Origin of the sequence: Pseudomonas sp. ESBL9, assembly GCF_036668715.1 — a bacterium.
GTDB classification, from domain to species: domain Bacteria; phylum Pseudomonadota; class Gammaproteobacteria; order Pseudomonadales; family Pseudomonadaceae; genus Aquipseudomonas; species Aquipseudomonas lundensis.
This window is the reverse complement of sequence record NZ_JAZEVV010000005.1, coordinates 1-26,888: the sequence shown is the minus strand read 5'-3', so window position 1 is coordinate 26,888 and position 26,888 is coordinate 1. Positions and strand designations below refer to the sequence as shown.

The 26,888-nt window shown below is 52.7% G+C and carries 31 protein-coding genes, 4 tRNA genes and 1 rRNA gene; all 36 read right to left on the bottom strand.

The features are described 5' to 3' along the window. Window positions 1–6 precede the first annotated feature (6 nt). A complete protein-coding gene (gene rpsH / locus V6F78_RS14990; RefSeq protein WP_047277884.1) occupies window positions 7–399 on the bottom strand; it encodes a 30S ribosomal protein S8 in 393 nt (130 codons plus the stop codon). Between the two features lie 212 nt (window positions 400–611). Next, window positions 612–917 carry a 30S ribosomal protein S14 gene (rpsN, locus tag V6F78_RS14985; protein ID WP_047277885.1) on the bottom strand — a complete coding sequence of 102 codons (306 nt, stop codon included), beginning with the start codon at window positions 915–917 and terminating at the stop codon, window positions 612–614. 13 nt (window positions 918–930) lie between these two features. Beyond that, window positions 931–1,470, bottom strand: a complete 540-nt coding sequence (gene rplE, locus V6F78_RS14980) for a 50S ribosomal protein L5 (protein ID WP_003186044.1) — start codon at window positions 1,468–1,470, stop codon at window positions 931–933. A gap of 22 nt (window positions 1,471–1,492) precedes the next feature. Next, window positions 1,493–1,807, bottom strand: coding sequence for a 50S ribosomal protein L24 (gene rplX, locus V6F78_RS14975; protein ID WP_042561341.1), 315 nt, complete (start codon window positions 1,805–1,807; stop codon window positions 1,493–1,495). An 11-nt stretch (window positions 1,808–1,818) separates the two neighbouring features. Then, window positions 1,819–2,187 (bottom strand): 50S ribosomal protein L14, encoded by a 369-nt coding sequence (gene rplN, locus V6F78_RS14970; RefSeq protein WP_002555479.1) that lies wholly within the window; start codon window positions 2,185–2,187, stop codon window positions 1,819–1,821. 23 nt (window positions 2,188–2,210) lie between these two features. Continuing rightward, window positions 2,211–2,477: a 30S ribosomal protein S17 gene (rpsQ, locus tag V6F78_RS14965; RefSeq protein ID WP_003194644.1), complete on the bottom strand. Its 267-nt coding sequence runs from the start codon at window positions 2,475–2,477 to the stop codon at window positions 2,211–2,213. A gap of 2 nt (window positions 2,478–2,479) precedes the next feature. Continuing rightward, on the bottom strand, window positions 2,480–2,671 hold the full coding sequence (gene rpmC, locus V6F78_RS14960) for a 50S ribosomal protein L29 (RefSeq protein WP_003444371.1): 192 nt from the start codon (window positions 2,669–2,671) through the stop codon (window positions 2,480–2,482). Beyond that, a complete protein-coding gene (gene rplP, locus V6F78_RS14955; RefSeq protein WP_003186052.1) occupies window positions 2,671–3,084 on the bottom strand; it encodes a 50S ribosomal protein L16 in 414 nt (137 codons plus the stop codon). Before rplP ends, rpmC begins: the two co-directional genes overlap by 1 nt. Before the next feature lie 12 nt (window positions 3,085–3,096). Next, the gene (gene rpsC, locus V6F78_RS14950; RefSeq protein ID WP_003176422.1) at window positions 3,097–3,783 is read right to left on the bottom strand and encodes a 30S ribosomal protein S3; all 687 of its coding nucleotides are present in this window, start codon (window positions 3,781–3,783) and stop codon (window positions 3,097–3,099) included. A 13-nt stretch (window positions 3,784–3,796) separates the two neighbouring features. Beyond that, window positions 3,797–4,129 (bottom strand): 50S ribosomal protein L22, encoded by a 333-nt coding sequence (rplV, locus tag V6F78_RS14945; RefSeq protein ID WP_003444373.1) that lies wholly within the window; start codon window positions 4,127–4,129, stop codon window positions 3,797–3,799. Between the two features lie 13 nt (window positions 4,130–4,142). After that, window positions 4,143–4,418: a 30S ribosomal protein S19 gene (rpsS, locus tag V6F78_RS14940; protein ID WP_003232420.1), complete on the bottom strand. Its 276-nt coding sequence runs from the start codon at window positions 4,416–4,418 to the stop codon at window positions 4,143–4,145. A gap of 16 nt (window positions 4,419–4,434) precedes the next feature. Further along, window positions 4,435–5,259 carry a 50S ribosomal protein L2 gene (gene rplB, locus V6F78_RS14935; protein ID WP_047277892.1) on the bottom strand — a complete coding sequence of 275 codons (825 nt, stop codon included), beginning with the start codon at window positions 5,257–5,259 and terminating at the stop codon, window positions 4,435–4,437. A gap of 14 nt (window positions 5,260–5,273) precedes the next feature. Continuing rightward, window positions 5,274–5,573, bottom strand: coding sequence for a 50S ribosomal protein L23 (gene rplW / locus V6F78_RS14930; RefSeq protein WP_003444375.1), 300 nt, complete (start codon window positions 5,571–5,573; stop codon window positions 5,274–5,276). Then, window positions 5,570–6,172 carry a 50S ribosomal protein L4 gene (gene rplD, locus V6F78_RS14925; RefSeq protein ID WP_047277894.1) on the bottom strand — a complete coding sequence of 201 codons (603 nt, stop codon included), beginning with the start codon at window positions 6,170–6,172 and terminating at the stop codon, window positions 5,570–5,572. Before rplD ends, rplW begins: the two co-directional genes overlap by 4 nt. A 12-nt stretch (window positions 6,173–6,184) precedes the next feature. Beyond that, window positions 6,185–6,820, bottom strand: coding sequence for a 50S ribosomal protein L3 (rplC, locus tag V6F78_RS14920; RefSeq protein ID WP_003444377.1), 636 nt, complete (start codon window positions 6,818–6,820; stop codon window positions 6,185–6,187). Window positions 6,821–6,901: 81 nt separating this feature from the next. Next, window positions 6,902–7,213, bottom strand: a complete 312-nt coding sequence (rpsJ, locus tag V6F78_RS14915; RefSeq protein WP_003186070.1) for a 30S ribosomal protein S10 — start codon at window positions 7,211–7,213, stop codon at window positions 6,902–6,904. Window positions 7,214–7,356: 143 nt separating this feature from the next. Then, a complete protein-coding gene (gene tuf / locus V6F78_RS14910) occupies window positions 7,357–8,550 on the bottom strand; it encodes an elongation factor Tu (protein WP_005791980.1) in 1,194 nt (397 codons plus the stop codon). 35 nt (window positions 8,551–8,585) lie between these two features. After that, on the bottom strand, window positions 8,586–10,688 hold the full coding sequence (gene fusA / locus V6F78_RS14905; RefSeq protein WP_047279217.1) for an elongation factor G: 2,103 nt from the start codon (window positions 10,686–10,688) through the stop codon (window positions 8,586–8,588). A 30-nt stretch (window positions 10,689–10,718) separates the two neighbouring features. Continuing rightward, the gene (gene rpsG, locus V6F78_RS14900; RefSeq protein ID WP_016779172.1) at window positions 10,719–11,189 is read right to left on the bottom strand and encodes a 30S ribosomal protein S7; all 471 of its coding nucleotides are present in this window, start codon (window positions 11,187–11,189) and stop codon (window positions 10,719–10,721) included. Window positions 11,190–11,312: 123 nt separating this feature from the next. Beyond that, window positions 11,313–11,684: a 30S ribosomal protein S12 gene (gene rpsL / locus V6F78_RS14895; protein WP_002555494.1), complete on the bottom strand. Its 372-nt coding sequence runs from the start codon at window positions 11,682–11,684 to the stop codon at window positions 11,313–11,315. A gap of 216 nt (window positions 11,685–11,900) precedes the next feature. After that, on the bottom strand, window positions 11,901–16,100 hold the full coding sequence (gene rpoC / locus V6F78_RS14890) for a DNA-directed RNA polymerase subunit beta' (RefSeq protein ID WP_047277900.1): 4,200 nt from the start codon (window positions 16,098–16,100) through the stop codon (window positions 11,901–11,903). 64 nt (window positions 16,101–16,164) lie between these two features. Beyond that, complete coding sequence (rpoB, locus tag V6F78_RS14885) at window positions 16,165–20,238, bottom strand: DNA-directed RNA polymerase subunit beta (RefSeq protein ID WP_047277902.1); 4,074 nt, start codon at window positions 20,236–20,238, stop codon at window positions 16,165–16,167. A gap of 219 nt (window positions 20,239–20,457) precedes the next feature. Next, entirely contained in the window at window positions 20,458–20,823 is a 366-nt protein-coding gene (rplL, locus tag V6F78_RS14880; RefSeq protein ID WP_047277905.1) for a 50S ribosomal protein L7/L12, read from the bottom strand. A gap of 81 nt (window positions 20,824–20,904) precedes the next feature. Next, window positions 20,905–21,405 (bottom strand): 50S ribosomal protein L10, encoded by a 501-nt coding sequence (gene rplJ, locus V6F78_RS14875; RefSeq protein ID WP_003444392.1) that lies wholly within the window; start codon window positions 21,403–21,405, stop codon window positions 20,905–20,907. A gap of 196 nt (window positions 21,406–21,601) precedes the next feature. Next, window positions 21,602–22,297: a 50S ribosomal protein L1 gene (rplA, locus tag V6F78_RS14870; RefSeq protein WP_016779167.1), complete on the bottom strand. Its 696-nt coding sequence runs from the start codon at window positions 22,295–22,297 to the stop codon at window positions 21,602–21,604. Beyond that, entirely contained in the window at window positions 22,297–22,728 is a 432-nt protein-coding gene (gene rplK / locus V6F78_RS14865) for a 50S ribosomal protein L11 (protein WP_008008888.1), read from the bottom strand. Before rplK ends, rplA begins: the two co-directional genes overlap by 1 nt. A gap of 116 nt (window positions 22,729–22,844) precedes the next feature. Beyond that, window positions 22,845–23,378, bottom strand: a complete 534-nt coding sequence (gene nusG / locus V6F78_RS14860) for a transcription termination/antitermination protein NusG (RefSeq protein WP_047277909.1) — start codon at window positions 23,376–23,378, stop codon at window positions 22,845–22,847. A gap of 9 nt (window positions 23,379–23,387) precedes the next feature. Beyond that, window positions 23,388–23,756, bottom strand: coding sequence for a preprotein translocase subunit SecE (secE, locus tag V6F78_RS14855; RefSeq protein ID WP_047277911.1), 369 nt, complete (start codon window positions 23,754–23,756; stop codon window positions 23,388–23,390). A 46-nt stretch (window positions 23,757–23,802) separates the two neighbouring features. After that, window positions 23,803–23,878: transfer RNA gene (locus V6F78_RS14850), tRNA-Trp, on the bottom strand. Window positions 23,879–24,123: 245 nt separating this feature from the next. Then, window positions 24,124–24,199: transfer RNA gene (locus V6F78_RS14845), tRNA-Thr, on the bottom strand. Between the two features lie 24 nt (window positions 24,200–24,223). Beyond that, a tRNA-Gly gene (locus V6F78_RS14840) sits at window positions 24,224–24,297 on the bottom strand. Between the two features lie 24 nt (window positions 24,298–24,321). Then, window positions 24,322–24,406, bottom strand: a tRNA-Tyr gene (locus V6F78_RS14835). A gap of 256 nt (window positions 24,407–24,662) precedes the next feature. Beyond that, the gene (locus tag V6F78_RS14830; RefSeq protein ID WP_332727679.1) at window positions 24,663–24,944 is read right to left on the bottom strand and encodes a hypothetical protein; all 282 of its coding nucleotides are present in this window, start codon (window positions 24,942–24,944) and stop codon (window positions 24,663–24,665) included. Window positions 24,945–24,951: 7 nt separating this feature from the next. Further along, complete coding sequence (locus V6F78_RS14825; protein WP_047295794.1) at window positions 24,952–25,695, bottom strand: pantothenate kinase; 744 nt, start codon at window positions 25,693–25,695, stop codon at window positions 24,952–24,954. Further along, a complete protein-coding gene (birA, locus tag V6F78_RS14820) occupies window positions 25,685–26,632 on the bottom strand; it encodes a bifunctional biotin--[acetyl-CoA-carboxylase] ligase/biotin operon repressor BirA (RefSeq protein ID WP_047295795.1) in 948 nt (315 codons plus the stop codon). The genes V6F78_RS14825 and birA overlap by 11 nt, the downstream gene beginning before the upstream one ends. Before the next feature lie 178 nt (window positions 26,633–26,810). Further along, window positions 26,811–26,888 (bottom strand): 5S ribosomal RNA (gene rrf, locus V6F78_RS22455); the annotation flags it as partial.

The window sequence follows — 26,888 nt, the reverse complement described above, 5'->3', positions numbered from 1 at the left end:
CCCCCCTTAGAACACAGTGCAAAGAACTTCGCCGCCGACACCGGCAGCGCGCGCAGCACGATCCGTCATCACACCTTTGTTGGTGGAGACGATAGACACACCCAGACCGCCACGAACTTTTGGCAGATCTTCGGAGGACTTGTACTGACGCAGGCCTGGACGGCTAACGCGCTTAACTTCTTCGATAACCGGACGGCCTTCGAAGTACTTCAGCTCGATAGACAGCAGTGGCTTGATTTCGCTGCTGATCTGATAATCCGCGATGTAACCTTCGTCCTTCAGAACTTTGGCTACAGCTACCTTCAACGTGGAAGATGGCATGCTTACGACGGACTTTTCAGCCATCTGGGCATTACGGATTCGAGTTAGCATGTCCGCTAACGGGTCCTGCATACTCATGGGCTAGACGCTCCTGATACAAAAAGAATTAGCCTTACGGCTACAACTGTCGCCGAGTAACTCAATGCTTAAAAAGCACGGGCTCAGGCGAGCCGGTCATTCTAGACACACACCAGAAATGAATCAAGCCCCAATAGGGGCTTGATTCATGTTCAGGGTCACCGACTGTCAGGATCTTACGAACCTGACAACGATAACTTTGCCTGTACAGCTTACCAGCTGGCTTTAACCAGACCTGGTACGTCACCGCGCATTGCTGCTTCACGCAATTTGTTACGGCCAAGGCCGAACTTGCGGTAAACACCATGCGGACGACCAGTCAGGCGGCAGCGGTTACGCATGCGCGAAGCGCTTGCGTCACGTGGCTGCTTCTGCAGAGCTACTGTAGCTTCCCAACGCGCTTCTGGACTTGCGTTCAGATCAACGATGATCGCTTTCAGCTCGGCACGCTTCTTGGCGTACTTGGCAACCGTGAGCTGACGCTTCAGCTCGCGGTTTTTCATGCTCATCTTAGCCATGGTCCTACTCCAATCAGTTGCGGAACGGGAATTTGAATGCACGCAGCAATGCGCGACCTTCATCATCCGTCCGAGCAGTGGTGGTCAGGGTAATATCCAGACCGCGGAGTGCATCGATCTTGTCGTAGTCGATTTCCGGGAAGATGATCTGCTCTTTAACGCCCATGCTGTAGTTACCACGACCATCGAAGGACTTGGCATTCAGGCCGCGGAAGTCGCGAACCCGAGGCAGGGAGATCGACAGCAGACGATCCAGGAATTCATACATACGCTCACGGCGCAGAGTTACTTTGACGCCGATCGGCCAGCCTTCGCGAACTTTAAAGCCTGCGATGGACTTGCGAGCGTAAGTCACAACAACTTTTTGACCCGTGATTTTTTCCAAATCAGCTACAGCGTGCTCGATGACTTTTTTGTCGCCGATCGCTTCGCCCAGACCCATGTTCAGGGTGATTTTGGTAACGCGCGGAACTTCCATCACGTTCGAAAGCTTAAGTTCTTCCTTAAGTTTCGGAGCGATTTCCTTCCGGTAAATCTCTTTTAGTCGTGCCATGGTCTTATCTACCTAGCAGTGTTCAAGCATCAACCGCTTTTTGGGTCGACTTGAAGACACGAATTTTTTTGCCTTCTTCTACTTTGAAACCAACGCGGTCAGCCTTGTTGGTTTCGCCGTTGAAAATGGCGACGTTAGAAGCGTGCAATGGCGCTTCTTTTTCGACGATACCGCCTTGTACGCCCGACATCGGGTTAGGCTTGGTATGACGCTTTACCAGGTTCAGACCACCAACAACCAGACGGTTGTCAGCGAGAACCTTAAGCACCTTACCGCGCTTACCTTTGTCTTTGCCGGCGATCACGATGATCTCGTCGTCACGACGAATCTTTTGCATGTCGGATCTCCTTACAGCACTTCTGGGGCGAGCGAGACGATCTTCATGAACTTCTCAGTACGAAGTTCACGGGTCACTGGCCCAAAGATACGGGTGCCGATAGGCTCTTGCTTGTTGTTCAGAAGAACAGCAGCGTTGCCATCAAAGCGGATAATGGAGCCATCAGCACGGCGTACGCCGTGACGAGTGCGGACTACTACTGCAGTCATCACTTGGCCTTTTTTCACTTTACCGCGCGGAATTGCTTCCTTGACGGTTACTTTGATGATGTCACCGATACCAGCGTAACGACGATGGGAGCCACCCAGCACCTTGATGCACATAACGCGGCGTGCGCCGCTGTTATCGGCCACATCGAGCATGGATTGAGTCTGAATCATATAATTTCTCCGACCCCTAGTCCTTAGACTTCCACAGCGCGTTCGAGAACATCAACCAGCGCCCAAGACTTGGTCTTGGCCATCGGACGAGTTTCACGAATAGTGACTTTGTCGCCGATGTGGCACTGATTGGTTTCGTCGTGCGCGTGCAGCTTAGTCGAACGCTTAACGTATTTACCGTAGATCGGGTGCTTAACGCGACGCTCAATCAGAACGGTGATGGTTTTGTCCATCTTGTCGCTGACAACACGGCCAGTCAGCGTACGGACAGTTTTTTCGGCTTCAGCCATGATTACTTACCTGCCTGCTGTTTGAGCACAGTCTTCACGCGAGCGATGTCACGCTTAACTTGCGAGAGCAGATGCGACTGCCCCAACTGGCCAGTTGCTTTCTGCATACGCAGATTGAACTGGTCGCGCAGCAAGCCGAGCAGTTGCTCGTTCAGCTGCTGTGCGGATTTTTCACGAAGTTCATTCGCTTTCATCACATCACCGTCCGTTTAACAAAGGAGGTGGCGAGCGGCAGCTTTGCAGCAGCCAGGGCGAAAGCCTCACGCGCCAGCTCTTCAGAAACACCCTCGATCTCATACAGGACTTTGCCTGGCTGAATCTGGGCAACCCAATACTCCACGTTACCCTTACCTTTACCCATACGAACTTCGAGGGGCTTTTTGGTTACAGGCTTGTCCGGGAATACACGGATCCAGATCTTGCCACCACGTTTCACGTGACGGGTCAGTGCACGACGCGCTGACTCGATCTGACGAGCGGTGAGACGACCACGAGCAACAGACTTCAGCGCGAACTCGCCGAAGCTGACTTTGCTACCGCGCAATGCCAAGCCACGGTTGTGGCCAGTCATTTGCTTGCGGAACTTCGTACGCTTAGGTTGTAACATTTGGCGTACCCCTTACTTAGCAGCTTTTTTACGAGGCGCTGGTGCTTGTGGTTTCAGTTCTTCTTGGCGACCACCAATTACTTCGCCTTTGAAGATCCAAACCTTTACACCGATCACACCGTAAGTGGTGTGAGCTTCGTAGTTGGCATAGTCGATGTCGGCACGCAGGGTGTGCAATGGCACACGACCTTCGCGATACCATTCAGTACGTGCAATTTCAGCACCGCCGAGACGACCGCTCACTTGGATTTTGATGCCCTTGGCACCAATGCGCATAGCGTTCTGTACAGCGCGCTTCATAGCGCGACGGAACATTACACGACGCTCCAGCTGCTGAGCTACGCTCTGCGCAACCAGCATACCGTCGAGCTCCGGCTTGCGGATCTCTTCGATATTGATGTGCACAGGCACACCCATTTGCTTGGTCAGGTCCTGACGCAGTTTCTCAACATCTTCACCTTTCTTCCCGATAACAATACCTGGACGAGCGGTGTGGATGGTGATGCGTGCAGTTTGGGCCGGACGATGGATATCGATACGGCTTACGGACGCGCTTTTTAGTTTGTCTTGGAGGTATTCACGCACCTTCAGATCAGCGAACAAGTAGTCCGCATAAGTCCGGCCGTCTGCGTACCAGACGGAGGTGTGCTCCTTGACGATTCCCAGGCGAATGCCAATGGGATGTACTTTCTGACCCATCTCTTCGACTCCGTTACTTGTCAGCAACCTTGACAGTGATATGGCAAGACCGCTTGACGATGCGATCAGCGCGGCCTTTGGCACGCGGCATGATGCGCTTCAGCGAACGCCCTTCGTTGACGAAAACGGTGGCGACTTTCAAGTCGTCAACGTCTGCGCCTTCGTTATGCTCGGCGTTGGCTACGGCCGACTCCAGCACTTTCTTGATGATCTCGGCGGCTTTCTTGTTGCTGAAAGCCAACAGGTTGAGCGCTTCGCCCACCTTCTTCCCGCGGATCTGGTCGGCGACCAAGCGGGCTTTCTGGGCGGAGATTCGAGCGCCCGACAACTTAGCGGCTACTTCCATCGTTCCTTACCCCTTAACGCTTGGCTTTCTTGTCTGCCACGTGCCCACGATAAGTGCGGGTACCGGCAAACTCGCCTAGTTTATGGCCAACCATGTCTTCGTTCACGAGAACTGGAACATGCAGACGACCGTTATGCACAGCGATGGTCAGACCGACCATTTGTGGCAGGATCATCGAACGACGCGACCAGGTTTTCACCGGCTTGCGATCATTCTTTTCCGCCGCCACTTCGATCTTCTTCAGTAGGTGAAGATCAATAAAAGGACCTTTTTTCAGAGAACGTGGCACTGTCGTATCCCTCTATTTACTTGCGACGACGGACGATCATTTTGTCGGTACGCTTATTACCACGAGTCTTCGCGCCCTTAGTCGGGAAGCCCCATGGCGATACCGGATGACGACCACCAGAGGTACGACCTTCACCACCACCATGTGGGTGGTCAACCGGGTTCATGGCAACACCACGAACGGTTGGGCGAACGCCACGCCAGCGTTTGGCACCAGCTTTACCCAGCGAACGCAGGCTGTGCTCGGAGTTCGAGACTTCACCCAGGGTCGCACGGCATTCAGCCAGAACTTTACGCATTTCACCGGAGCGCAGACGCAGGGTCACGTAGACACCTTCACGAGCTACCAGCTGAGCAGAAGCACCAGCGGAGCGAGCGATTTGCGCGCCTTTACCCGGCTTCAACTCGATGCCGTGTACGGTGCTACCAACTGGAATGCTACGCAGCTGCAGCGAGTTACCCGGCTTGATCGGAGCCAAAGCACCCGAAATCAGCTGGTCACCAGCGCTCACGCCTTTTGGGGCGATGATGTAACGGCGTTCGCCGTCTGCGTACAGCATAAGAGCAATGTGAGCAGTACGGTTTGGATCGTATTCGATACGCTCAACAGTGGCAGGAATGCCATCTTTGTCGTTGCGACGGAAGTCGACCATACGGTAATGCTGCTTATGACCACCACCGATGTGACGCGTGGTAATGCGGCCATTGTTGTTACGACCACCAGACTTCGATTTTTTCTCGAGCAGCGGTGCGTGAGGAGCGCCTTTATGCAGCTCCTGGTTGACCACCTTGACCACATGACGGCGGCCAGGGGAAGTCGGTTTGCATTTAACGATTGCCATGATGCACCCCTTCCTTACTCAGCACTGCTGCTGAAATCGAGATCTTGGCCTGGCTGAAGGGAAATTACCGCCTTCTTCCAGTCATTACGCTTGCCCACGCCGCGAGCGGTGCGCTTGCTCTTACCCAGTACATTCAGGGTAGTAACACGCTCAACTTTCACGCTGAACAGGCTTTCGACGGCCTTCTTGATTTCCAGCTTGGTTGCATCAGTAGCAACCTTGAAAACGAACTGGCCTTTCTTGTCTGCCAGAACCGTAGCCTTCTCGGAAACGTGCGGGCCAAGCAGAACTTTAAATACGCGTTCCTGGTTCATCCCAGCAGCTCCTCGAATTTCTTCACGGCCGACACGGTGATCAACACCTTGTCGTATGCGATCAGACTAACTGGATCGGAACCTTGCACGTCACGGACATCAACGTGTGGCAGGTTACGAGCAGCCAGGTACAGGTTCTGATCAACAACTTCAGACACGATCAGGACATCAGTCAGACCCATGCCATTCAGTTTGTTCAGCAGATCTTTGGTTTTCGGCGCTTCAACAGCGAAGTCCTGAACCACGACCAGACGATCAGTACGCACCAGCTCAGCAAGGATGGAACGCATTGCTGCGCGATACATCTTCTTGTTCAGCTTCTGAGAGTGATCCTGTGGACGAGCTGCGAATGTGGTACCACCGCCACGCCAGATTGGGCTACGGATAGTACCGGCACGAGCACGGCCAGTACCTTTCTGACGCCAAGGGCGCTTACCGCCACCACGAACGTCGGAACGGGTCTTTTGCTGCTTGCTACCTTGACGGCCGCCAGCCATGTAGGCCACGACTGCTTGGTGAACCAGCGTCTCGTTGAACTCGCCGCCGAATGTCAGTTCGGAAACTTCGATCGCTTGAGCGTCATTTACGTTTAATTGCATGTCAGCTTCCCCTTAACCGCGAGCCTTGGCCGCCGGACGTACAACCAGGTTGCCGCCAGTAGCGCCAGGAACAGCACCCTTGACCAACAACAGATTGCGTTCAGCGTCGACGCGCACTACTTCGAGGGACTGCACGGTCACGCGCTCAGCGCCCATATGACCGGACATTTTTTTGCCCTTGAATACACGACCAGGAGTCTGGCACTGGCCAATAGAGCCCGGGACGCGGTGGGAAACGGAGTTACCGTGAGTGTTATCTTGGCCACGGAAATTCCAACGCTTGATCGTACCCTGGAAGCCTTTACCCTTGGACTGACCGGTCACATCGACCATCTGACCTGCGGTGAAGATTTCAGCGTTGATCAGATCGCCTGCCTGGTACTCGCCTTCTTCAAGGCGGAATTCCATTACGGTACGACCGGCTGCAACGTTTGCCTTGGCGAAGTGACCCGCCTGGGCAGCTGTTACACGCGAAGCGCGACGCTCGCCGACAGTGACTTGCACTGCACGATAGCCATCGGTTTCTTCAGTTTTGAACTGGGTGACGCGATTCGGCTCGATCTCAATGACCGTGACCGGAATGGAGACACCTTCTTCGGTGAAAATACGGGTCATACCGCATTTACGACCGACTACACCAATAGTCATGTTGTAAACCTCATGAGTGTACGGGGCTTTCACCCGCTATGGCCGCCCATTTCAGAGCGTTACACGACTAAGACCCAAGTCTTAGCCGAGGCTGATCTGCACTTCCACACCGGCCGCAAGATCAAGCTTCATAAGTGCATCAACGGTTTTATCCGTTGGCTGGACGATGTCCAGTACGCGCTTATGAGTACGGATCTCGTACTGGTCACGCGCGTCTTTGTTGACGTGCGGGGAGACCAGAACGGTGAACCGCTCTTTACGGGTAGGCAGTGGAATTGGACCACGCACTTGAGCACCAGTACGTTTCGCGGTTTCCACGATTTCCTGGGTTGATTGGTCGATCAGGCGATGGTCAAAAGCCTTCAACCTGATACGGATTTGCTGATTTTGCATTGGATTTCAGACTCCAGATTGCTATTCCCACCGAGCGCAATACGCCCGTTAAAAGGAGGCGCAATTCTATAGACGACCCCAGTAGGTGTCAACTCAATAAAAAAAGCCCCCGCTAGGCGGGGGCTTTTTCATGCAATCATCGATTACTCGATGATTTTGGCTACGACGCCAGCGCCGACGGTACGACCGCCTTCACGGATAGCGAAACGCAGACCATCTTCCATTGCGATGGTTTTGATCAGGGTAACAGTCATTTGAATGTTATCACCCGGCATTACCATTTCAACGCCTTCTGGCAACTCGCAGTTACCAGTCACGTCAGTAGTACGGAAGTAGAACTGTGGACGGTAGCCTTTGAAGAACGGAGTATGACGGCCGCCTTCTTCCTTGCTCAGAACATATACTTCTGCAGTGAACTTGGTGTGCGGCTTAACCGAACCCGGCTTAACCAGAACCTGACCACGCTCAACGTCGTCACGCTTGGTACCACGCAACAGAACGCCGCAGTTCTCGCCTGCACGACCTTCGTCAAGCAGCTTGCGGAACATTTCAACGCCGGTGCAAGTGGTAACAGTCGTGTCACGCAGACCAACGATTTCCAGCGGATCCTGAACGCGAACGATACCGCGCTCGATACGACCAGTCACAACAGTACCGCGACCAGAGATCGAGAATACGTCTTCGATTGGCATCAGGAACGGCTTGTCGGTCAAACGAACTGGTTCTGGGATGTAGCTGTCCAGAGTTTCAACCAGTTTACGAACGGCAGTGGTGCCCATTTCGTTTTCGTCGTTGCCTTCCAGAGCCATACGAGCAGAACCGATGATGATCGGAGTGTCGTCACCTGGGAAGTCGTAAGTGCTCAGCAGATCGCGCACTTCCATCTCAACCAGTTCCAGCAGCTCAGCGTCGTCTACCAGGTCAGCCTTGTTCAGGAAAACCACGATGTACGGAACGCCTACCTGACGGGACAGCAGGATGTGCTCACGGGTTTGTGGCATCGGACCATCAGCGGCCGAACAAACCAGGATCGCGCCGTCCATCTGGGCAGCACCAGTGATCATGTTCTTCACGTAGTCAGCGTGACCTGGGCAGTCAACGTGAGCGTAGTGACGAATTGTCGAGTTGTACTCAACGTGAGCAGTGTTGATGGTGATACCACGAGCTTTTTCTTCTGGCGCGCTGTCGATCTTGTCGAAGTCAACACGAGCAGAACCGAAAACTTCGGAGCAAACACGAGTCAGAGCTGCAGTCAGAGTGGTTTTACCATGGTCAACGTGACCGATAGTGCCAACGTTGACGTGCGGTAGGGAACGATCAAATTTTTCTTTAGCCACGACAATTAACTCCTTGCCTAAAGGACTGAACTAAATCAGCCTTGTTTTTTAGTAACAGCTTCGACGATGTGCGACGGCGCTGTATCGTATTTTTTGAATTCCATAGAGTAGCTTGCGCGACCCTGGGACATGGAACGAACGTCGGTTGCATAACCGAACATTTCACCCAACGGAACCTCAGCGCGGATAACCTTGCCAGAAACCGTATCTTCCATACCCTGAATCATGCCGCGACGACGATTCAAGTCGCCCATCACGTCACCCATATAGTCTTCTGGTGTAACAACCTCTACCGCCATGATCGGCTCAAGCAGCTCACCACCACCTTTGGTAGCCAGTTGCTTGGTCGCCATGGAAGCAGCCACCTTAAACGCCATCTCGTTGGAGTCGACGTCGTGGTAAGAACCATCAAACACGGTAGCCTTCAGGCCGATCAGCGGATAGCCGGCAACAACACCGTTCTTCATCTGCTCTTCGATACCCTTCTGGATAGCCGGGATGTATTCCTTAGGAACCACACCACCTACCACTTCGTTCACGAACTGCAGACCTTCCTGACCTTCGTCAGCAGGTGCAAAACGGATCCAGCAATGGCCAAACTGACCACGACCGCCGGACTGACGAACGAACTTGCCTTCGATCTCACAGCTCTTCGTGATGCGCTCACGATAAGAAACCTGAGGCTTACCGATGTTGGCTTCGACGTTGAACTCACGCTTCATCCGATCTACCAGGATGTCGAGGTGCAATTCGCCCATGCCAGAGATGATCGTCTGACCAGTCTCTTCATCAGTTTTTACACGGAAAGATGGATCTTCCTGAGCAAGCTTGCCCAGTGCGATACCCATTTTTTCCTGGTCATCCTTGGTTTTAGGTTCAACGGCAACCGAAATAACCGGCTCCGGGAATTCCATACGAACCAGAATGATTGGCTTGTCAGCGGCGCACAGGGTATCACCAGTGGTGACATCCTTCATGCCGATCAAGGCCGCGATGTCACCAGCGCGCACTTCCTTGATCTCTTCACGGGCGTTTGCGTGCATTTGCACCATACGACCCACACGCTCTTTCTTGCCTTTAACCGAGTTGATCACGCCGTCACCGGAGTTCAACACGCCCGAGTAAACACGGACAAAGGTCAAAGTACCCACGAATGGGTCAGTCGCAATCTTGAACGCCAAAGACGAGAACGGTTCAGCATCATCCGCGTGACGCTCCATCTCGATATTTTCGTCATCCGGATCAGAACCCTTGATGGCTGGAATATCGGTAGGCGCTGGCAGGTAATCGATCACAGCATCGAGAACCAGGGGAACACCCTTGTTCTTGAAGGAAGAACCACAAACAGCCAGAACGATCTCACCAGCGATAGTACGCTGACGCAGAGCCGCCTTGATTTCCGCGACGGTGAGTTCTTCACCTTCGAGGTACTTGTTCATAAGCTCTTCACTGGCTTCGGCCGCAGCCTCAACCATGTGGCTGCGCCACTCTTCAGCCAATTCCTGCATTTCAGCAGGGATAGCTTCACGACGCGGCGTCATGCCCTTGTCAGCATCGTTCCAGTAAACCGCTTCCATGGTCATCAGATCGATCTGACCCTGGAAGTTGTCTTCGGAACCGATAGCCAACTGGATAGGCACTGGAGTGTGACCCAGACGCTTCTTGATCTGACCTACTACGCGCAGGAAATCTGCACCAGCACGGTCCATCTTGTTTACGTAAACAAGACGCGGAACCCCGTACTTGTTGGCTTGACGCCATACGGTTTCAGACTGAGGCTCAACACCCGAGGTGCCGCAGAACACAACAACCGCGCCATCGAGTACACGCAGGGAACGTTCAACTTCAATCGTGAAGTCAACGTGGCCCGGGGTATCAATTACATTGAAACGGTAGTTGTCGTACTGTTTGGCAGAACCCTGCCAAAAGGTAGTGATCGCAGCAGAAGTAATGGTAATACCACGCTCCTGCTCCTGCACCATCCAGTCCGTGGTCGCGGCGCCATCATGCACCTCGCCCATCTTGTGACTTTTGCCCGTGTAAAAAAGTACCCGCTCAGTAGTCGTGGTTTTACCCGCGTCCACGTGAGCACAGATACCAATGTTACGGTAGCGGTTAATCGGTGTAGTACGAGCCATAAAGCCCTCGCAAAGTGAGTAGCGCTGAAATTAGAAGCGGTAGTGCGAGAAAGCTTTGTTAGCTTCAGCCATACGGTGCACGTCTTCACGCTTCTTAACTGCTGCGCCTTTGCCTTCAGCAGCGTCCAACAGTTCGCCAGCCAAGCGCAAAGCCATAGACTTTTCGCCACGCTTGCGCGCGAAGTCTACCAACCAGCGCATGGCCAGAGCGTTACGACGGGACGGACGAACCTCGACCGGAACCTGGTAAGTAGCGCCGCCTACACGGCGCGACTTCACTTCGACCAGCGGAGCGATGGCGTCGAGTGCTTTCTCGAAGAGTTCCAGGGGATCGCTGTTCTTACGCTCTTTAACCTTCTCCAGCGCGCCATAAACGATACGCTCGGCAACGGCTTTCTTGCCGCTTTCCATCACGTGGTTCATGAACTTGGCCAGGATTTGGCTTCCGTATTTTGGATCGTCAAGCACTTCGCGCTTGGCTGCTACGCGTCTTCTTGGCATGGATAAGCCCTCAAACGGTCTTCAGGTTAGCTCGGAACCCTTGCACCTTGACGATGCACGTCCGACCTTACTCTTATCGACTCAGAAAAAAAGAAATCTGCATTATTTACCAGCTACCGAAAACTACTTCGGTTTCTTGGTACCGTACTTCGAGCGACCCTGGTTACGACCTTTAACGCCGGAAGTATCCAAAGAACCGCGAACGGTGTGATAACGAACACCTGGCAAGTCTTTTACACGACCGCCACGAATCAGTACCACGCTGTGCTCTTGCAGGTTGTGGCCTTCACCGCCGATGTACGAGGAAACCTCGAAACCGTTGGTCAGACGCACACGGCATACTTTACGCAGTGCCGAGTTAGGTTTTTTCGGCGTAGTTGTATACACACGAGTGCATACACCACGACGTTGCGGGCAGTTTTGCAGCGCAGGCACGTCGGATTTCTCGACGATACGCTTACGCGGCTGACGTACCAGCTGGTTGATAGTTGCCATCTACTAGCTCCACTGTTGTCTTGCGACGCTATTGTCTTGCAAGAAAAGCAAAATGGCAGGAACGAATTCCCGCCAAATTTAGGGGTACAAGAGTCTAAAGAGGATCTTGCCCCCAGTCAAGGCAAGGCCCCGACCTTCCGCATCATCAAACCTAGACTATTGGTCTCGATTCGATGAACGGAACAGCCAGGGCCCTTCCTTCATTTAGTACCGAACTCAGTTACCGCTAGAGTTCAGTGCTTCGGTCAGTGCAGCTTCCACTTCACTGGCGCTAACGCGCAATGGCTTGTCAGCATCACGGCGGCGCTTGCGCTCGCTGTGGTAAGCCAAACCAGTACCTGCCGGGATCAAACGACCCACGACAACGTTTTCTTTCAGGCCGCGCAGGTAATCGCGCTTGCCCGTTACCGCTGCTTCGGTCAGCACGCGGGTAGTCTCTTGGAAAGAGGCCGCGGAGATGAACGATTCAGTCGACAACGATGCCTTGGTGATACCCAACAGAACACGCGTGAACTTGGAGACAAACTTGTCTTCAGTGCTCAGACGCTCGTTCTCGGTCAACACCTGCGTCAACTCCATCTGGTCACCCTTGATGAAGGAGGAGTCGCCAGACTCGGAAATTTCAACTTTACGCAGCATCTGACGCAGGATGGTCTCGATGTGCTTATCGTTGATTTTCACGCCTTGCAGACGGTAAACATCTTGAATCTCGTTAACGATGTACTTGGCCAGCGCACTCACACCCAGCAGACGCAGGATGTCATGCGGATCGCTAGGACCGTCGGAGATAACTTCGCCACGGTTCACTTGTTCGCCTTCGAAGACGTTCAGGTGACGCCACTTCGGAATCAGCTCTTCATACGGATCGCTACCATCGTTCGGGGTAATGACCAGACGGCGCTTGCCCTTGGTCTCTTTACCGAACGCGATTGTGCCGCTGACTTCAGCCAAAATCGAAGCTTCTTTTGGACGACGTGCTTCGAACAAGTCAGCAACCCGTGGAAGACCACCGGTAATGTCTCGAGTTTTCGAAGTTTCTTGCGGAATACGAGCGATAACATCACCGATCGCGATTTCCGCACCATCCGCCACACCAACCAAGGCGTTTGCAGGCAAGAAGTACTGTGCCGGTACGTCAGTACCTGGCAAGAGCAAGTCTTTGCCATCTACACCCACCATCTTCACAGCAGGACGGATATCCTTACCGGCAGCTGGACGGTCTTTGGCATCAAGCACTTCAATATTGGTCATACCGGTCAATTCGTCAGTCTGACGCTTGATCGTGATGCCTTCTTCCATGCCCACGTAGGTCACGGTACCTTTCATTTCGGTAACGATTGGGTGAGTGTGCGGATCCCACTTGGCTACGATTGAGCCAGCATCGACCTTGTCACCCTCTTTAACCGAGATAACAGCACCGTACGGCAGCTTGTAGCGCTCACGCTCACGACCGAAGTCATCAGCGATCGCCAGCTCACCGGAACGCGAAACAGCGACCAGGCAGCCATCTACACGCTCAACGTGCTTCAGGTTGTGCAGACGGACAGTACCGCCATTCTTCACCTGAACGCTGTCAGCAGCCGAGGTCCGGCTAGCCGCACCACCGATGTGGAACGTACGCATTGTCAGCTGTGTACCTGGCTCACCGATCGACTGAGCGGCGATTACGCCGACAGCTTCACCAATGTTCACCTGGTGACCACGGGCCAGATCGCGGCCGTAGCACTTGGCGCAGATACCAAAACGGGTTTCGCAGCTGATTGGCGAGCGAACGATAACTTCGTCGATGCTGTTCAGCTCGATGAACTCAACCCATTTCTCGTCAACCAGAGTGCCAGCAGGAACGATAACTTCCTCAGTACCCGGCTTGAATACGTCGCGGGCGATCACTCGGCCCAATACGCGCTCACCCAACGGCTCTACAACGTCACCACCTTCAATGTGCGGCGTCATCAGCAGACCGTGCTCGGTACCGCAATCAACTTCAGTTACAACCAGGTCTTGTGCAACGTCCACGAGACGACGAGTCAGGTAACCGGAGTTAGCCGTTTTCAAGGCCGTATCCGCGAGACCCTTACGAGCACCGTGAGTCGAGATGAAGTACTGAAGTACGCTCAAACCTTCACGGAAGTTCGCAGTGATCGGCGTTTCGATGATCGAGCCGTCCGGCTTGGCCATCAGACCACGCATACCGGCCAACTGACGGATCTGCGCAGCAGAACCACGAGCACCGGAGTCAGCCATCATGTACATCGAGTTGAACGACTCTTGCTCAACTTCATTGCCGTGACGATCGATAACCTTCTCTTTCGAGAGGTTCGACATCATCGCCTTGGAAACTTCATCGTTAGCTTTCGACCAAAGGTCGATTACCTTGTTGTACTTCTCGCCCTGAGTCACTAGGCCGGAGGCGTACTGACTTTCGATTTCTTTCACTTCATCGGTAGCAGCACCGATGATGCGGGCTTTTTCATCCGGGATAACGAAGTCGTTAACACCGATGGAAACGCCGGAAATAGTCGAGTAAGCAAAACCTGTGTACATCAACTGGTCAGCAAAGATCACAGTCTCTTTCAAACCAACCACGCGGTAGCACTGGTTGATCAGTTTGGAGATTGCCTTTTTCTTCATTGGCAGGTTGACGACGTCGTAAGACAGACCTTTTGGAACAACCTGGAACAACAACGCACGGCCGACAGTCGTGTCGACGATACGGGTGTTGGTCACGCTGCCGCCATCACGATCATTGACGGTTTCGTTGATCCGCACCTTGACCTTAGCGTGCAGCGCAGCTTCGCCGGCGCGGAACACACGGTCAACTTCCTGCAAGTCGGCGAATACACGACCTTCGCCCTTGGCGTTGATCGCTTCGCGGGTCATGTAGTACAGACCCAGTACAACGTCCTGCGACGGAACGATGATTGGCTCACCGTTGGCTGGCGACAGAATGTTGTTGGTCGACATCATCAAGGCACGCGCTTCCAGCTGGGCTTCCAGCGTCAGCGGTACGTGCACGGCCATTTGGTCGCCGTCGAAGTCGGCGTTGTACGCAGCACAAACCAGAGGGTGAAGCTGAATAGCCTTACCTTCGATCAGTACTGGTTCAAATGCCTGGATACCCAAACGGTGCAAGGTTGGCGCACGGTTAAGAAGTACCGGGTGTTCGCGAATGACTTCGGCAAGAACGTCCCAAACTTCAGGCAGCTCGCGCTCAACCATTTTCTTGGCGGCTTTAATAGTGGTAGCGAGACCACGCATTTCAAGCTTGCCAAAAATGAACGGTTTGAACAGCTCAAGTGCCATTTTCTTCGGCAGACCGCACTGGTGCAGACGCAAGGTCGGACCTACGGTAATTACAGAACGACCCGAATAGTCAACGCGCTTACCGAGCAAGTTCTGACGGAAACGACCTTGCTTACCCTTGATCATGTCAGCCAGGGATTTCAGAGGACGCTTGTTAGAACCGGTAATTGCACGGCCGCGACGACCGTTGTCGAGCAGGGCATCGACAGCTTCCTGCAACATACGCTTTTCGTTACGCACAATGATGTCCGGTGCGGACAGATCAAGCAGGCGCTTCAAACGGTTGTTACGGTTGATCACCCGACGATACAGGTCGTTGAGGTCGGAAGTCGCAAAACGACCGCCATCCAACGGAACCAGAGGACGCAGATCTGGCGGCAGAACTGGCAAAACAGTCAGAACCATCCACTCTGGCAAGTTGCCGGAGCCTTGGAAGGCTTCCATCAACTTAAGACGCTTGGACAGTTTTTTGATTTTGGTTTCAGAGTTGGTTTGCGGAATCTCTTCGCGCAGACGACCAATCTCATGCTCCAGATCGATAGCGTGCAACAGTTCGCGAACAGCTTCGGCACCCATACGGGCATCGAAATCGTCACCAAACTCTTCCAGCGCTTCGAAATACTGCTCATCGTTCAGCAGCTGACCTTTTTCCAACGTGGTCATGCCCGGATCGATAACAACGTAGCTCTCGAAATAGAGAACGCGCTCGATATCACGCAGGGTCATGTCCATCAGCAAACCGATACGGGACGGTAGCGACTTCAGGAACCAGATGTGGGCTACTGGCGAAGCCAGTTCAATGTGGGCCATGCGCTCACGACGGACCTTGGCCAGCGCAACTTCAACGCCGCACTTCTCACAGATCACACCGCGGTGCTTCAAGCGCTTGTACTTACCGCACAGGCACTCGTAATCCTTTACCGGGCCAAAGATTTTGGCGCAGAACAGGCCGTCACGCTCAGGCTTGAACGTACGGTAGTTAATGGTTTCCGGCTTTTTAACTTCACCGAACGACCACGAACGGATCATCTCAGGCGATGCCAATCCAATACGGATGGCGTCGAACTCTTCGACTTGACCCTGGTTTTTCAGCAAATTCAGTAGGTCTTTCAAGGCCTTTCCTCCTGGCGGAGCAGAGAGCGGGCAGTACAGCCCCGCTCTCGATTCGCGTCACGTGTTATTCGGTTTCCAGATCGATATCGATGCCGAGGGAACGAATTTCTTTGATCAACACGTTGAAAGACTCGGGCATGCCCGGCTCCATACGGTGATCGCCGTCCACGATGTTTTTGTACATCTTGGTACGACCGTTCACATCGTCCGACTTCACTGTGAGCATTTCTTGCAGAGTGTATGCCGCGCCATAGGCTTCCAGCGCCCAGACCTCCATCTCCCCGAAACGCTGACCACCGAACTGCGCCTTACCACCCAACGGCTGTTGAGTAACCAGGCTGTAAGAACCGGTAGAACGAGCATGCATCTTGTCGTCTACCAAGTGGTTCAGTTTCAGCATGTACATGTAGCCAACGGTAACCGGACGCTCAAACTTGTTGCCGGTACGACCGTCAGTCAGCTGCATCTGGCCGCTGTCAGGCAGATCTGCCAAGCGCAGCATGGCCTTGATTTCGCTTTCCTTGGCACCGTCAAATACCGGGGTAGCCATAGGAACACCGCCGCGAAGGTTCTTCGCCAGATCAAGAATTTCCTGATCAGAGAAGTCATCCAGGCTTTCTTGACGACCGCCAATTTCGTTGTAGATCTCATGCAGGAACTTACGCAGGTCTGCAACCTTGCGCTGCTCCTCGATCATGAGGTTGATCTTCTCGCCCAACCCTTTGGCTGCAAGGCCCAAGTGAGTTTCAAGAATCTGACCAACGTTCATACGCGATGGTACGCCCAACGGGTTGAGGACAACATCAACCGGAGTACCATTGGCATCGTACGGCATGTCTTCAACCGGCATGATCACGGAGACCACACCTTTGTTACCGTGACGACCAGCCATCTTGTCACCCGGCTGGATGCGACGGCGAATTGCCAGGTAAACCTTGACGATTTTCAACACGCCTGGAGCCAGGTCATCGCCTTGCTGCAGCTTGCGTTTCTTATCTTCGAACTTGTCATCCAGCAGACGACGACGGTCGATGATGTAAGCCTGAGCCTTTTCAAGTTGCTCGTTCAGAGCATCTTCAGCCATGCGCAGCTTGAACCACTGACCATGCTCAAGACCATCCAGGACCTCATTGGTGATTTCCTGGCCTTTCTTGAGACCAGCACCACCTTCGGCAATGTTACCTACCAATGCAGAGCGCAGACGTTCGAAAGTTGCACCTTCAACGATACGGAACTCTTCGTTCAGATCCTTGCGGATTTCGTCCAGCTGGGTTTTTTCGATCGAGAGTGCACGAGCGTCACGCTCAACGCCGTCTCGGGTGAAAACCTGAACGTCAATGACAGTACCTTTGGTGCCGGTCGGCACACGCAGAGAAGTGTCTTTTACGTCGCTGGCTTTTTCACCGAAGATTGCGCGCAACAGCTTCTCTTCTGGCGTCAGTTGCGTCTCACCTTTCGGTGTCACTTTACCAACCAGAATGTCGCCCGGGCCGACTTCAGCACCTACATAAACGATACCGGCCTCATCCAGTTTATTCAGAGCAGCTTCACCGACGTTCGGGATGTCTGCAGTGATTTCCTCTGGACCAAGCTTGGTGTCACGAGCCACACAGGTCAGTTCCTGAATGTGGATCGTGGTGAAACGGTCTTCCTGAACGACACGTTCCGACAGGCAGATGGAGTCTTCGAAGTTGAAGCCGTTCCATGCCATGAAGGCAATACGCATGTTCTGACCCAGAGCCAGTTCACCCATGTCGGTGGACGGACCGTCGGCCATGATGTCACTACGCTGGACCCGATCACCTTTGCGAACCAGCGGACGCTGGTTGATGCAGGTGTTCTGGTTGGAGCGCGTGTACTTGGTCAGGTTGTAGATGTCGACACCGGCTTCACCGGTTTCAACTTCATCATCTGCAACGCGAACAACGATACGACTTGCATCCACGGAGTCAATAACGCCACCACGACGGGCTACAACACAAACCCCCGAGTCTCGCGCTACGTTGCGCTCCATACCCGTACCCACCAGCGGCTTGTCAGCACGCAGTGTCGGTACAGCTTGACGCTGCATGTTCGAACCCATCAATGCACGGTTGGCATCGTCATGCTCAAGGAACGGAATCAGCGACGCAGCAACCGAAACTACCTGCTTCGGCGACACGTCCATCAAGGTGACGTCTTCCGGCGCCTTAACGGTGAATTCGTTCAAGTGACGAACAGCTACCAGCTCATCGATCAGGACTTTCTGATCGTTCATGGTGGCCGAAGCCTGAGCAATAACGTGATCTGCTTCTTCAATGGCAGACAGGAACACGATCTCGTCGGTTACTACGCCTTCTTTCACAACACGGTACGGGCTCTCAAGGAAACCATACTGGTTGGTGCGGGCGTAAGCAGCCAATGAGTTGATCAGACCGATGTTCGGACCTTCCGGTGTTTCAATCGGGCATACACGACCGTAGTGAGTCGGGTGTACGTCACGAACTTCAAAGCCAGCACGCTCACGTGTCAAACCACCCGGGCCCAGTGCAGAGACACGGCGCTTGTGGGTGATTTCGGAAAGCGGATTGTTTTGGTCCATGAACTGCGAAAGCTGGCTGGAGCCAAAGAACTCTTTCACCGCCGCAGCAACTGGCTTGGCGTTGATGAGGTCTTGCGGCATCAGGCCTTCGCTTTCTGCCATCGACAGACGCTCTTTAACTGCACGCTCAACACGCACCAGACCAACACGGAACTGGTTTTCAGCCATCTCGCCAACGCAGCGAACACGACGGTTACCCAAGTGGTCGATGTCATCGACGATGCCTTTACCGTTACGGATGTCGACCAGAGTCTTCAACACTGCAACGATGTCTTCCTTGCACAGCACACCCGAACCTTCGATTTCGGTACGACCGATACGACGGTTGAACTTCATTCGGCCGACCGCAGACAGGTCATAACGCTCAGGGCTGAAGAACAGGTTGTTGAACAGGGTCTCGGCAGCGTCTTTGGTTGGCGGCTCGCCTGGACGCATCATGCGATAGATTTCGACCAGCGCTTCCAATTGGTTGCTGGTGGAATCAATTTTCAGCGTGTCAGAAACGAACGGACCACAGTCGATGTCGTTGGTGTACAACGTTTCGATACGGACAACCTGGCTCTTGGCAACTTTTGCCAGAATTTCAGTGGTCAGTTCTGTGTTGCACTCAGCAATGATTTCGCCAGTAGCCGGATGCACGATTGCCTTGGCCGTTGTGCGACCCAGGACATAGTCAAGAGGCATTACGAGCTCTTTGACACCGGCTTTTTCCAGCTGGTTGATATGGCGAGCAGTAATACGACGGCCTTGCTCGACAATCACTTTGCCCTTGTCATCCATAATATCGATGACCGCGATTTCACCGCGCAGGCGCTGTGGTACCAGCTCCAGGCTGATGCTCTCACCTTGAACGTGGAATACGTTCGTGGTGTAGAACGCTTCAAGCACCTGTTCAGTGGTGTAACCCAATGCGCGCAGAAGCACGGACGCAGGCAATTTGCGACGACGGTCGATACGTACGAATACGCAGTCTTTCGGGTCGAACTCGAAATCCAACCACGAACCACGGTAAGGAATGATACGCGCGGAATACAGCAGCTTACCGGAGCTGTGCGTCTTGCCGCGGTCGTGGTCGAAGAACACGCCCGGGGAACGGTGCAGCTGGGAAACAATTACACGCTCGGTACCGTTAATAACGAAGGTACCGTTTTCAGTCATCAATGGGATTTCGCCCATGTAGACTTCTTGCTCTTTGATGTCCTTGATCGCTTTGTTCGACGATTCTTTGTCGAAAATGATCAAGCGAACTTTAACCCGCAAAGGTACGGCGTAAGTTACACCGCGCAACACGCATTCTTTGACATCAAATGCCGGTTCACCCAAACGATAACCCACATACTCCAGCGCAGCATTGCCGGAGTAGCTGATGATCGGGAAAACGGATTTGAAGGCCGCATGCAGGCCCACGTCGCGGAACTGATCTTTAGTCGCTCCCGCCTGCAAGAATTCACGATACGAATCCAGCTGGATTGCCAAGAGATACGGCACATCCATGACGTCCGGCAACTTGCTAAAGTCCTTGCGGATACGTTTTTTCTCAGTATATGAGTAAGCCATCAGCGTTCCCCAGCTTGGTCACCTGCTTGTTTGGCCCCTCCCGACGGGAGCAGCCAGAAAATCGTGCAAACCCCTTGGTTTGCTCCACCGCACAGGGTGGTTACAGCACGTTAAAAGCACCGACCCAGTCGGAAGCCAATAACGGAAAAAGGCCGGTGGCAAGAGCCACCAGCCATCAGCCTCAGCTTAACGCTTGGGCTGGAGACGCAAGGTCGATGCTTACTTCAGCTCGACTTTAGCGCCTGCTTCTTCCAAGGTAGCCTTGGCTTTGTCAGCTGCGTCTTTTGCAACAGCTTCCAGAACCATAGCTGGAGCGCCGTCAACTACTGCCTTGGCTTCTTTCAAGCCCAGACCGGTCAGCTCACGTACAGCCTTGATCACGTTAACTTTCTTCTCGCCAGCTTCAGTCAGCATAACGTTGAATTCAGTTTGCTCTTCAACAACAGCAGCGGCAGCAGCAGGACCAGCAGAAGCAGCAGCAGCGGAAACGCCGAACTTCTCTTCCATTGCCTTGATCAGCTCAACGATTTCCAGAACGGATTTTTCGCCGATTGCTTCGATGATTTGCTCGTTAGTCAGAGACATGACTATAAATTCCTGTATTGGGGTGACAGCCTAGGTGGCCATCGAAATAAACAATAAACGCTGAAAGAAATCGCTTAGCTTTTAAGCTGCAGCGGCTTCTTTCTGGTCGCGAAGTGCTGCCAGTGTACGAGCCAATTTGCTGGTTGCGCCTTGAATCACGCTCATCAGCTGAGAAATTGCTTCGTCACGGGTCGGCAGGCTTGCCAGTACGTCGATCTGATTAGCTGCGAGGAACTTGCCCTCGAACGCAGCTGCCTTGATCTCGAACTTATCCTGACCTTTCGCGAACTCTTTGAACAAACGGGCAGCAGCGCCAGGATGTTCATTCGAGAATGCAATCAAGGTCGGGCCAGTGAACACGTCGTTGAGGACACTGTATTCAGTGTCAGCAACAGCGCGCTTCAGCAGTGTGTTACGTACAACACGTACGTAAACACCAGCTTCACGAGCCTCTTTACGGAGTCCGGTCATAGCGCCAACTGTCACGCCGCGGGCATCAGCCACAACAGCAGACAGGGCAACTTTGGCAGCCTCGTTGACTTCAGCGACGATGGCCTTCTTGTCTTCGAGTTTAATTGCCACGGGTTTAACTCCTGCTTGTTACCGTTTCATCCAACCGAAGCCGGATGTCGTTTTGGTGTCTGATTCGGTAAGGAACCGGGAGCACCATCTGCGTAGGCTTTAGGTTTAAGACTTGCGTCGCCTACGGTCTTGGATAGCCCCCGCCAGGCAGGGACCCCAATCTTTCAACCAATGCATTTAAAGCACCGGATTTGTCTTACGCGTCCAGAGAACCTTGGTCGATGACCAAGCCTGGGCCCATAGTGGTGCTCAGGGTAACGCGCTTGACGTAAATGCCTTTAGAAGAAGCTGGCTTGATACGCTTCAGATCAGCGATCAGGGCCTCAACGTTTTCCTTCAGCTGAACGGCGTCAAAACCGATCTTGCCAACGGAAGTGTGGATGATACCGTTTTTGTCAGTGCGATAACGAACCTGACCAGCTTTAGCGTTTTTAACTGCTGTCGCTACGTCTGGAGTTACTGTACCAACCTTAGGGTTAGGCATCAGACCACGAGGACCGAGGATTTGACCCAACTGACCTACAACACGCATTGCATCCGGAGAAGCAATAACTACGTCATAGTTCAGATCGCCGCCTTTCATTTCAGCAGCCAGATCGTCCATACCTACGCGATCAGCACCTGCAGCCAGAGCAGCTTCAGCAGCTGGGCCCTGAGTAAAGACAGCTACGCGTACAGTCTTGCCAGTGCCGTGTGGCAACACAGTTGCGCTACGAACAACCTGGTCAGATTTGCGCGGGTCTACGCCCAAGTTTACGGCGATATCAAAGGACTCGCTGAATTTTACAGTCGACAGCTCAGCCAGCAAAGCAGCAGCGTCTACAAAGTTGTAAGACTTGCCAGCTTCAATTTTACCGGCGATTGCCTTTTGACGCTTAGTCAGCTTAGCCATTACACACCCTCCACGTTAAGGCCCATGCTACGAGCAGAACCGGCGATGGTACGCACGGCTGCTTCCATATCAGCTGCAGTCAGATCCGCGTTTTTGGTTTTCGCGATTTCTTCCAGCTGAGCACGAGTAACGGTGCCAACCTTAACGGTGTTTGGACGAGCGGAACCGCTAGTCAAACCGGCAGCTTTCTTCAGCAGAACCGAAGCAGGAGTCGATTTGGTTTCGAACGTGAAGCTACGGTCGCTGTAAACGGTGATGATCACAGGGGTCGGCAAGCCTGGCTCAATACCCTGAGTACGGGCGTTGAAAGCTTTGCAGAACTCCATGATGTTCACGCCGTGCTGACCCAAAGCTGGACCAACAGGTGGGCTTGGGTTGGCCTGAGCGGCCTTTACTTGCAGCTTGATGTAAGCGGTAATCTTCTTGGCCATGAGGCACTCCAATTACGGGTTCAGACGCCTATAAAGGCTCCCCGGTTACTTGCGTGTTTATCCCAGTGACGACAAAACCCCACAGCCGAAGCCATGGGGTTGGGATACGTATTCAGCTAGACCTTTTCGACCTGGCTGAATTCAAGCTCTACCGGAGTAGAGCGACCGAAAATGAGCACAGCGACTTGGATGCGGCTCTTTTCGTAGTTAACTTCTTCAACTGTGCCGTTGAAATCAGCGAAAGGACCGTCAGTAACACGAACGACCTCACCCGGCTCAAACAGAGTCTTTGGCTTGGGCTTATCACTGCCATCAGCAACGCGACGCAGAATGGATTCTGCCTCTTTATCAGTGATCGGTGCTGGCTTATCAGCAGTGCCACCAATAAAGCCCATGACACGAGGAGTATCCTTGACCAAATGCCAAGTACCTTCGTTCATGTCCATCTGGACAAGGACATAGCCTGGAAAGAATTTGCGTTCACTTTTGCGCTTCTGGCCATTACGCATTTCAACCACTTCTTCAGTGGGAACCAGAATTTCGCCGAAGCCATCTTCCATGCCTGCCAGCTTGATGCGCTCAATCAAAGAGCGCATAACATGCTTTTCGTAACCCGAATAAGCATGCACAACGTACCAACGCTTAGCCACGGGACACCCTTAGCCAACAATCAAGGAAACGAGCCAACCGAGCAGGGAATCTAGCCCCCACAACAGCAACGCCATAACAAGAACAACAGCCACAACAATTAAAGTGGTCTGCGTAGTTTCTTGGCGGGTTGGCCATACGACTTTACGAATCTCAGTACGAGCTTCCTTTACCAGGACAGCGAACGACTTACCTTTTGCTGTCTGCAACCCAACATAGGCGGCGACCGCAGCAAGAACAAGAAGCGCAATGACACGATACAGAATCGGCGAACCAGAATAATACTGATTCCCAACAACGCCAACCACCACAAGGGCAACCACAGCCAGCCACTTGAGGAGATCGAAGCGAGAGCCTTGAACTTCAGCCTTGGGAGTCATCAAAGAAGGATCCTGTGAAAAGAAAGCCAGACGCATTGAGCGAATCTGGCAGGTCAGGAGGGAATCGAACCCCCAACCTACGGTTTTGGAGACCGTCGCTCTGCCAATTGAGCTACTGACCTATAACATTATCGAGCCGCTAATTATGCAGACTCGAGAGAGACTTTTCAACAACCAATGCAACCGCCTTTGCCAAAAAGCTACCTAAGCATCTAATGACAGCACGAGCAGCAGAATGCGAGCCACCCAAAACAGCAATTGCAAATCGGAGCAGCTATGCAACCAACACACAACCAGCAAACACTCCGAACAGGCTTTCTAGCCTGTTAAAACAAAGGCAGATACTTTCATATCTGCCTTCGTAATATGGAGCTCTTGAGCGGATTTGAACCGCTGACCTCACCCTTACCAAGGGTGTGCTCTACCAACTGAGCTACAAGAGCAAAACCGCATTAAACCAGCATGTATGGAGCGGGTGGCGGGAATCGAACCCGCATCATCAGCTTGGAAGGCTGAGGTTCTACCACTAAACTACACCCGCAAATCATGCTGATTCACATAAATATGGTGGAGGGGGAAGGATTCGAACCTTCGAAGTCGTAGACGTCAGATTTACAGTCTGATCCCTTTGGCCGCTCGGGAACCCCTCCTGAGCTGAGCGGGATTATACATCACCCCAACTCTATGTCAACCACTTTCTTAATAAAATCATAAGCTTAGCGTTTTGACTCACTTCACAACAAAATCAAATCTGATTATCACTGCGGAGCGGGCGCCATTCTATTCAAACGAACGGCCTACCGCAACCCCTAACATGGTTTTTTTTCAAATCTTAAGTGCTTGAATTCATTCATAAGATTTAATAATTTTTGCTCACCCTTCATCGCGGCGGGCGCCCCCATGATTTTAAAGCCCCCCCCCTACCTGCTCAACCTGCAATTCCTTCTCCATCAATTTCAAAACTGTCTCCTTGTCCACACCCTCTGCCTCTGGGCCACTCAGATAAATGCACTCATCATCCACTGACAGCTTTTCTGTAACGACCTCATTGATAAGCTGTATCCCTTGCTTGCTCCCTTTATATGCAGACAAAGAGGCCACCTCCTTGACCCTCAGAGGCGCCGCTTGGTGATGCCAGATAAAATAAAATGCATTTAGCACCACCAACAATAGAAACAGCCAACGCATAGCCACCTCAAGAAAATGGACAAGCAACTGCCAAACCAACGAACACCAGATCTTTAATTACCCTGGCATCAGCGACCACATCTGCAACCAGATCTGCATCGCCACCGGTAAGGAAAACCATATAATCGTCCCCCCAATACTCGCGTGCCAATTGAACCTGGGCGGATACAAAACCTCGCAACATTAGCAGGCACCCCCGTTCCACCGCCTCAATTGTCGTATTAGCTGGCTCCAAACACTGCAATGCACCTTTCGCCGATCCAGCGTCATACCTGATACGTCGTGTGTGAGTTTGCAATTGATTGCGCATAAGTGACAGACCTGGGCATATAAATCCGCCCTTATGCTGCCCATCAGAATCCACAAAATCCGCAGTAACCGCCGTTCCTAAATCGAGAACCAAGCATGGCCCTCCGGACAATTTGTACCCACCCACCATCGCAAGCCATCGATCCAACCCTAAACGCTCAAAGTCTTTATAACCATTTGTTACACCCGCAAGCATTGATGCAGGGGCAACACAGTCGACCTCAACGGAAAACTCAGAGGCAATTGCAGCAACCAGATTCGATGTTTCGACATCACTGCGCACACTCACCATACGGCAGCGCGTGATACTCAATTCTGGAGAAGCCAGAATTTCAACGATCAATCTTTCTGGGGAATCCGCCACTCCACCACTTACCGGCCCTTCAGCATCCAGAACTCGCCATTTGATGAAACTATTTCCGCAATCGAGCTCAAGAATCATGGCGCAATCTCAAACTCAGCTCGCCACCACTGTATGTTTTTAACTCATCATTGACGCTCAAACGCAATGCCCCTTGCTGATCAACACCTATGACAACTCCATCTACTTGGTGCAGCCCAGCCATCAATGAAACCTCTCGACCTTGCCACACGTGATTCTTTTCCCATTCATCATGAAACGAAGAGAAACCGGTGATAGCGTGAGATTTCAAATACTCCTTTAGCCGCATACTCAGCGCAGTTATAACCTCATTACGCGCAAACATCTTGCCTGTTTCCAGACTCATCGACGTCCAAGGCTGCCCCACATCCGCAGCCGTTGTCATGTTTACATTGATACCAATACCTACTACCACATGACAAACATCTGCAGGGTCACCTATCAACTCAAGCAATATTCCAGCAATTTTCTTATCACAAACCAATATGTCGTTTGGCCATTTCAGGCCCGCAGTCATTACGCCAAAACCTTTTAGCGTATTCAATACCGCTAGACCGACCACAAGACTTAATGCCTCAAGTTGGCGTAGACCACCATCGACCCGCAACACTAAGCTGTAGTAAACATTTTGCCCAAATGGACTTATCCAATGCCGTCCTCTACGCCCTCGCCCGGCACTTTGCTGCTCAGCCGAAATTACAAAAGGCGCCGAAACTCCTTTATTGATCTGACGAAATGCCTCTGCATTGGTTGAATCTACTATCTCGTAGATATGGACTGGATAGCAGCTTTCAGAGAGCACCTCTTGATCGAGAAGATCAACAGGTGATGCTAATTTGTAGCCCCGACCAGGAACCTTATGGATAGGCAGATTTAATTCTGCCTGCAGTTTTTGCAACTGCTTCCAAACCGCACTGCGACTAATGCCCAATTGAGCACCTAAGGCTTGCCCCGAGTGGAAGCGACCATCTTTAAGGAGTTTCAACAACGTCAGCATGCAAGTATCGCCTCACAATCAAGCACGCATCATAACGATGGGCTCACGGATTGCATAGGAGCCAGAAAGCACATGGAGTTGGGGATAAGGGTGTCTAGCAGAAATACCTGAAGGCTCTTTTTCAGGCACAAAAACAAAATCCCTGTCTGCGTGAGCAGACAGGGATTTTGGAATTTAATCTTGACGATGACCTACTCTCACATGGGGAAACCCCACACTACCATCGGCGATGCATCGTTTCACTGCTGAGTTCGGG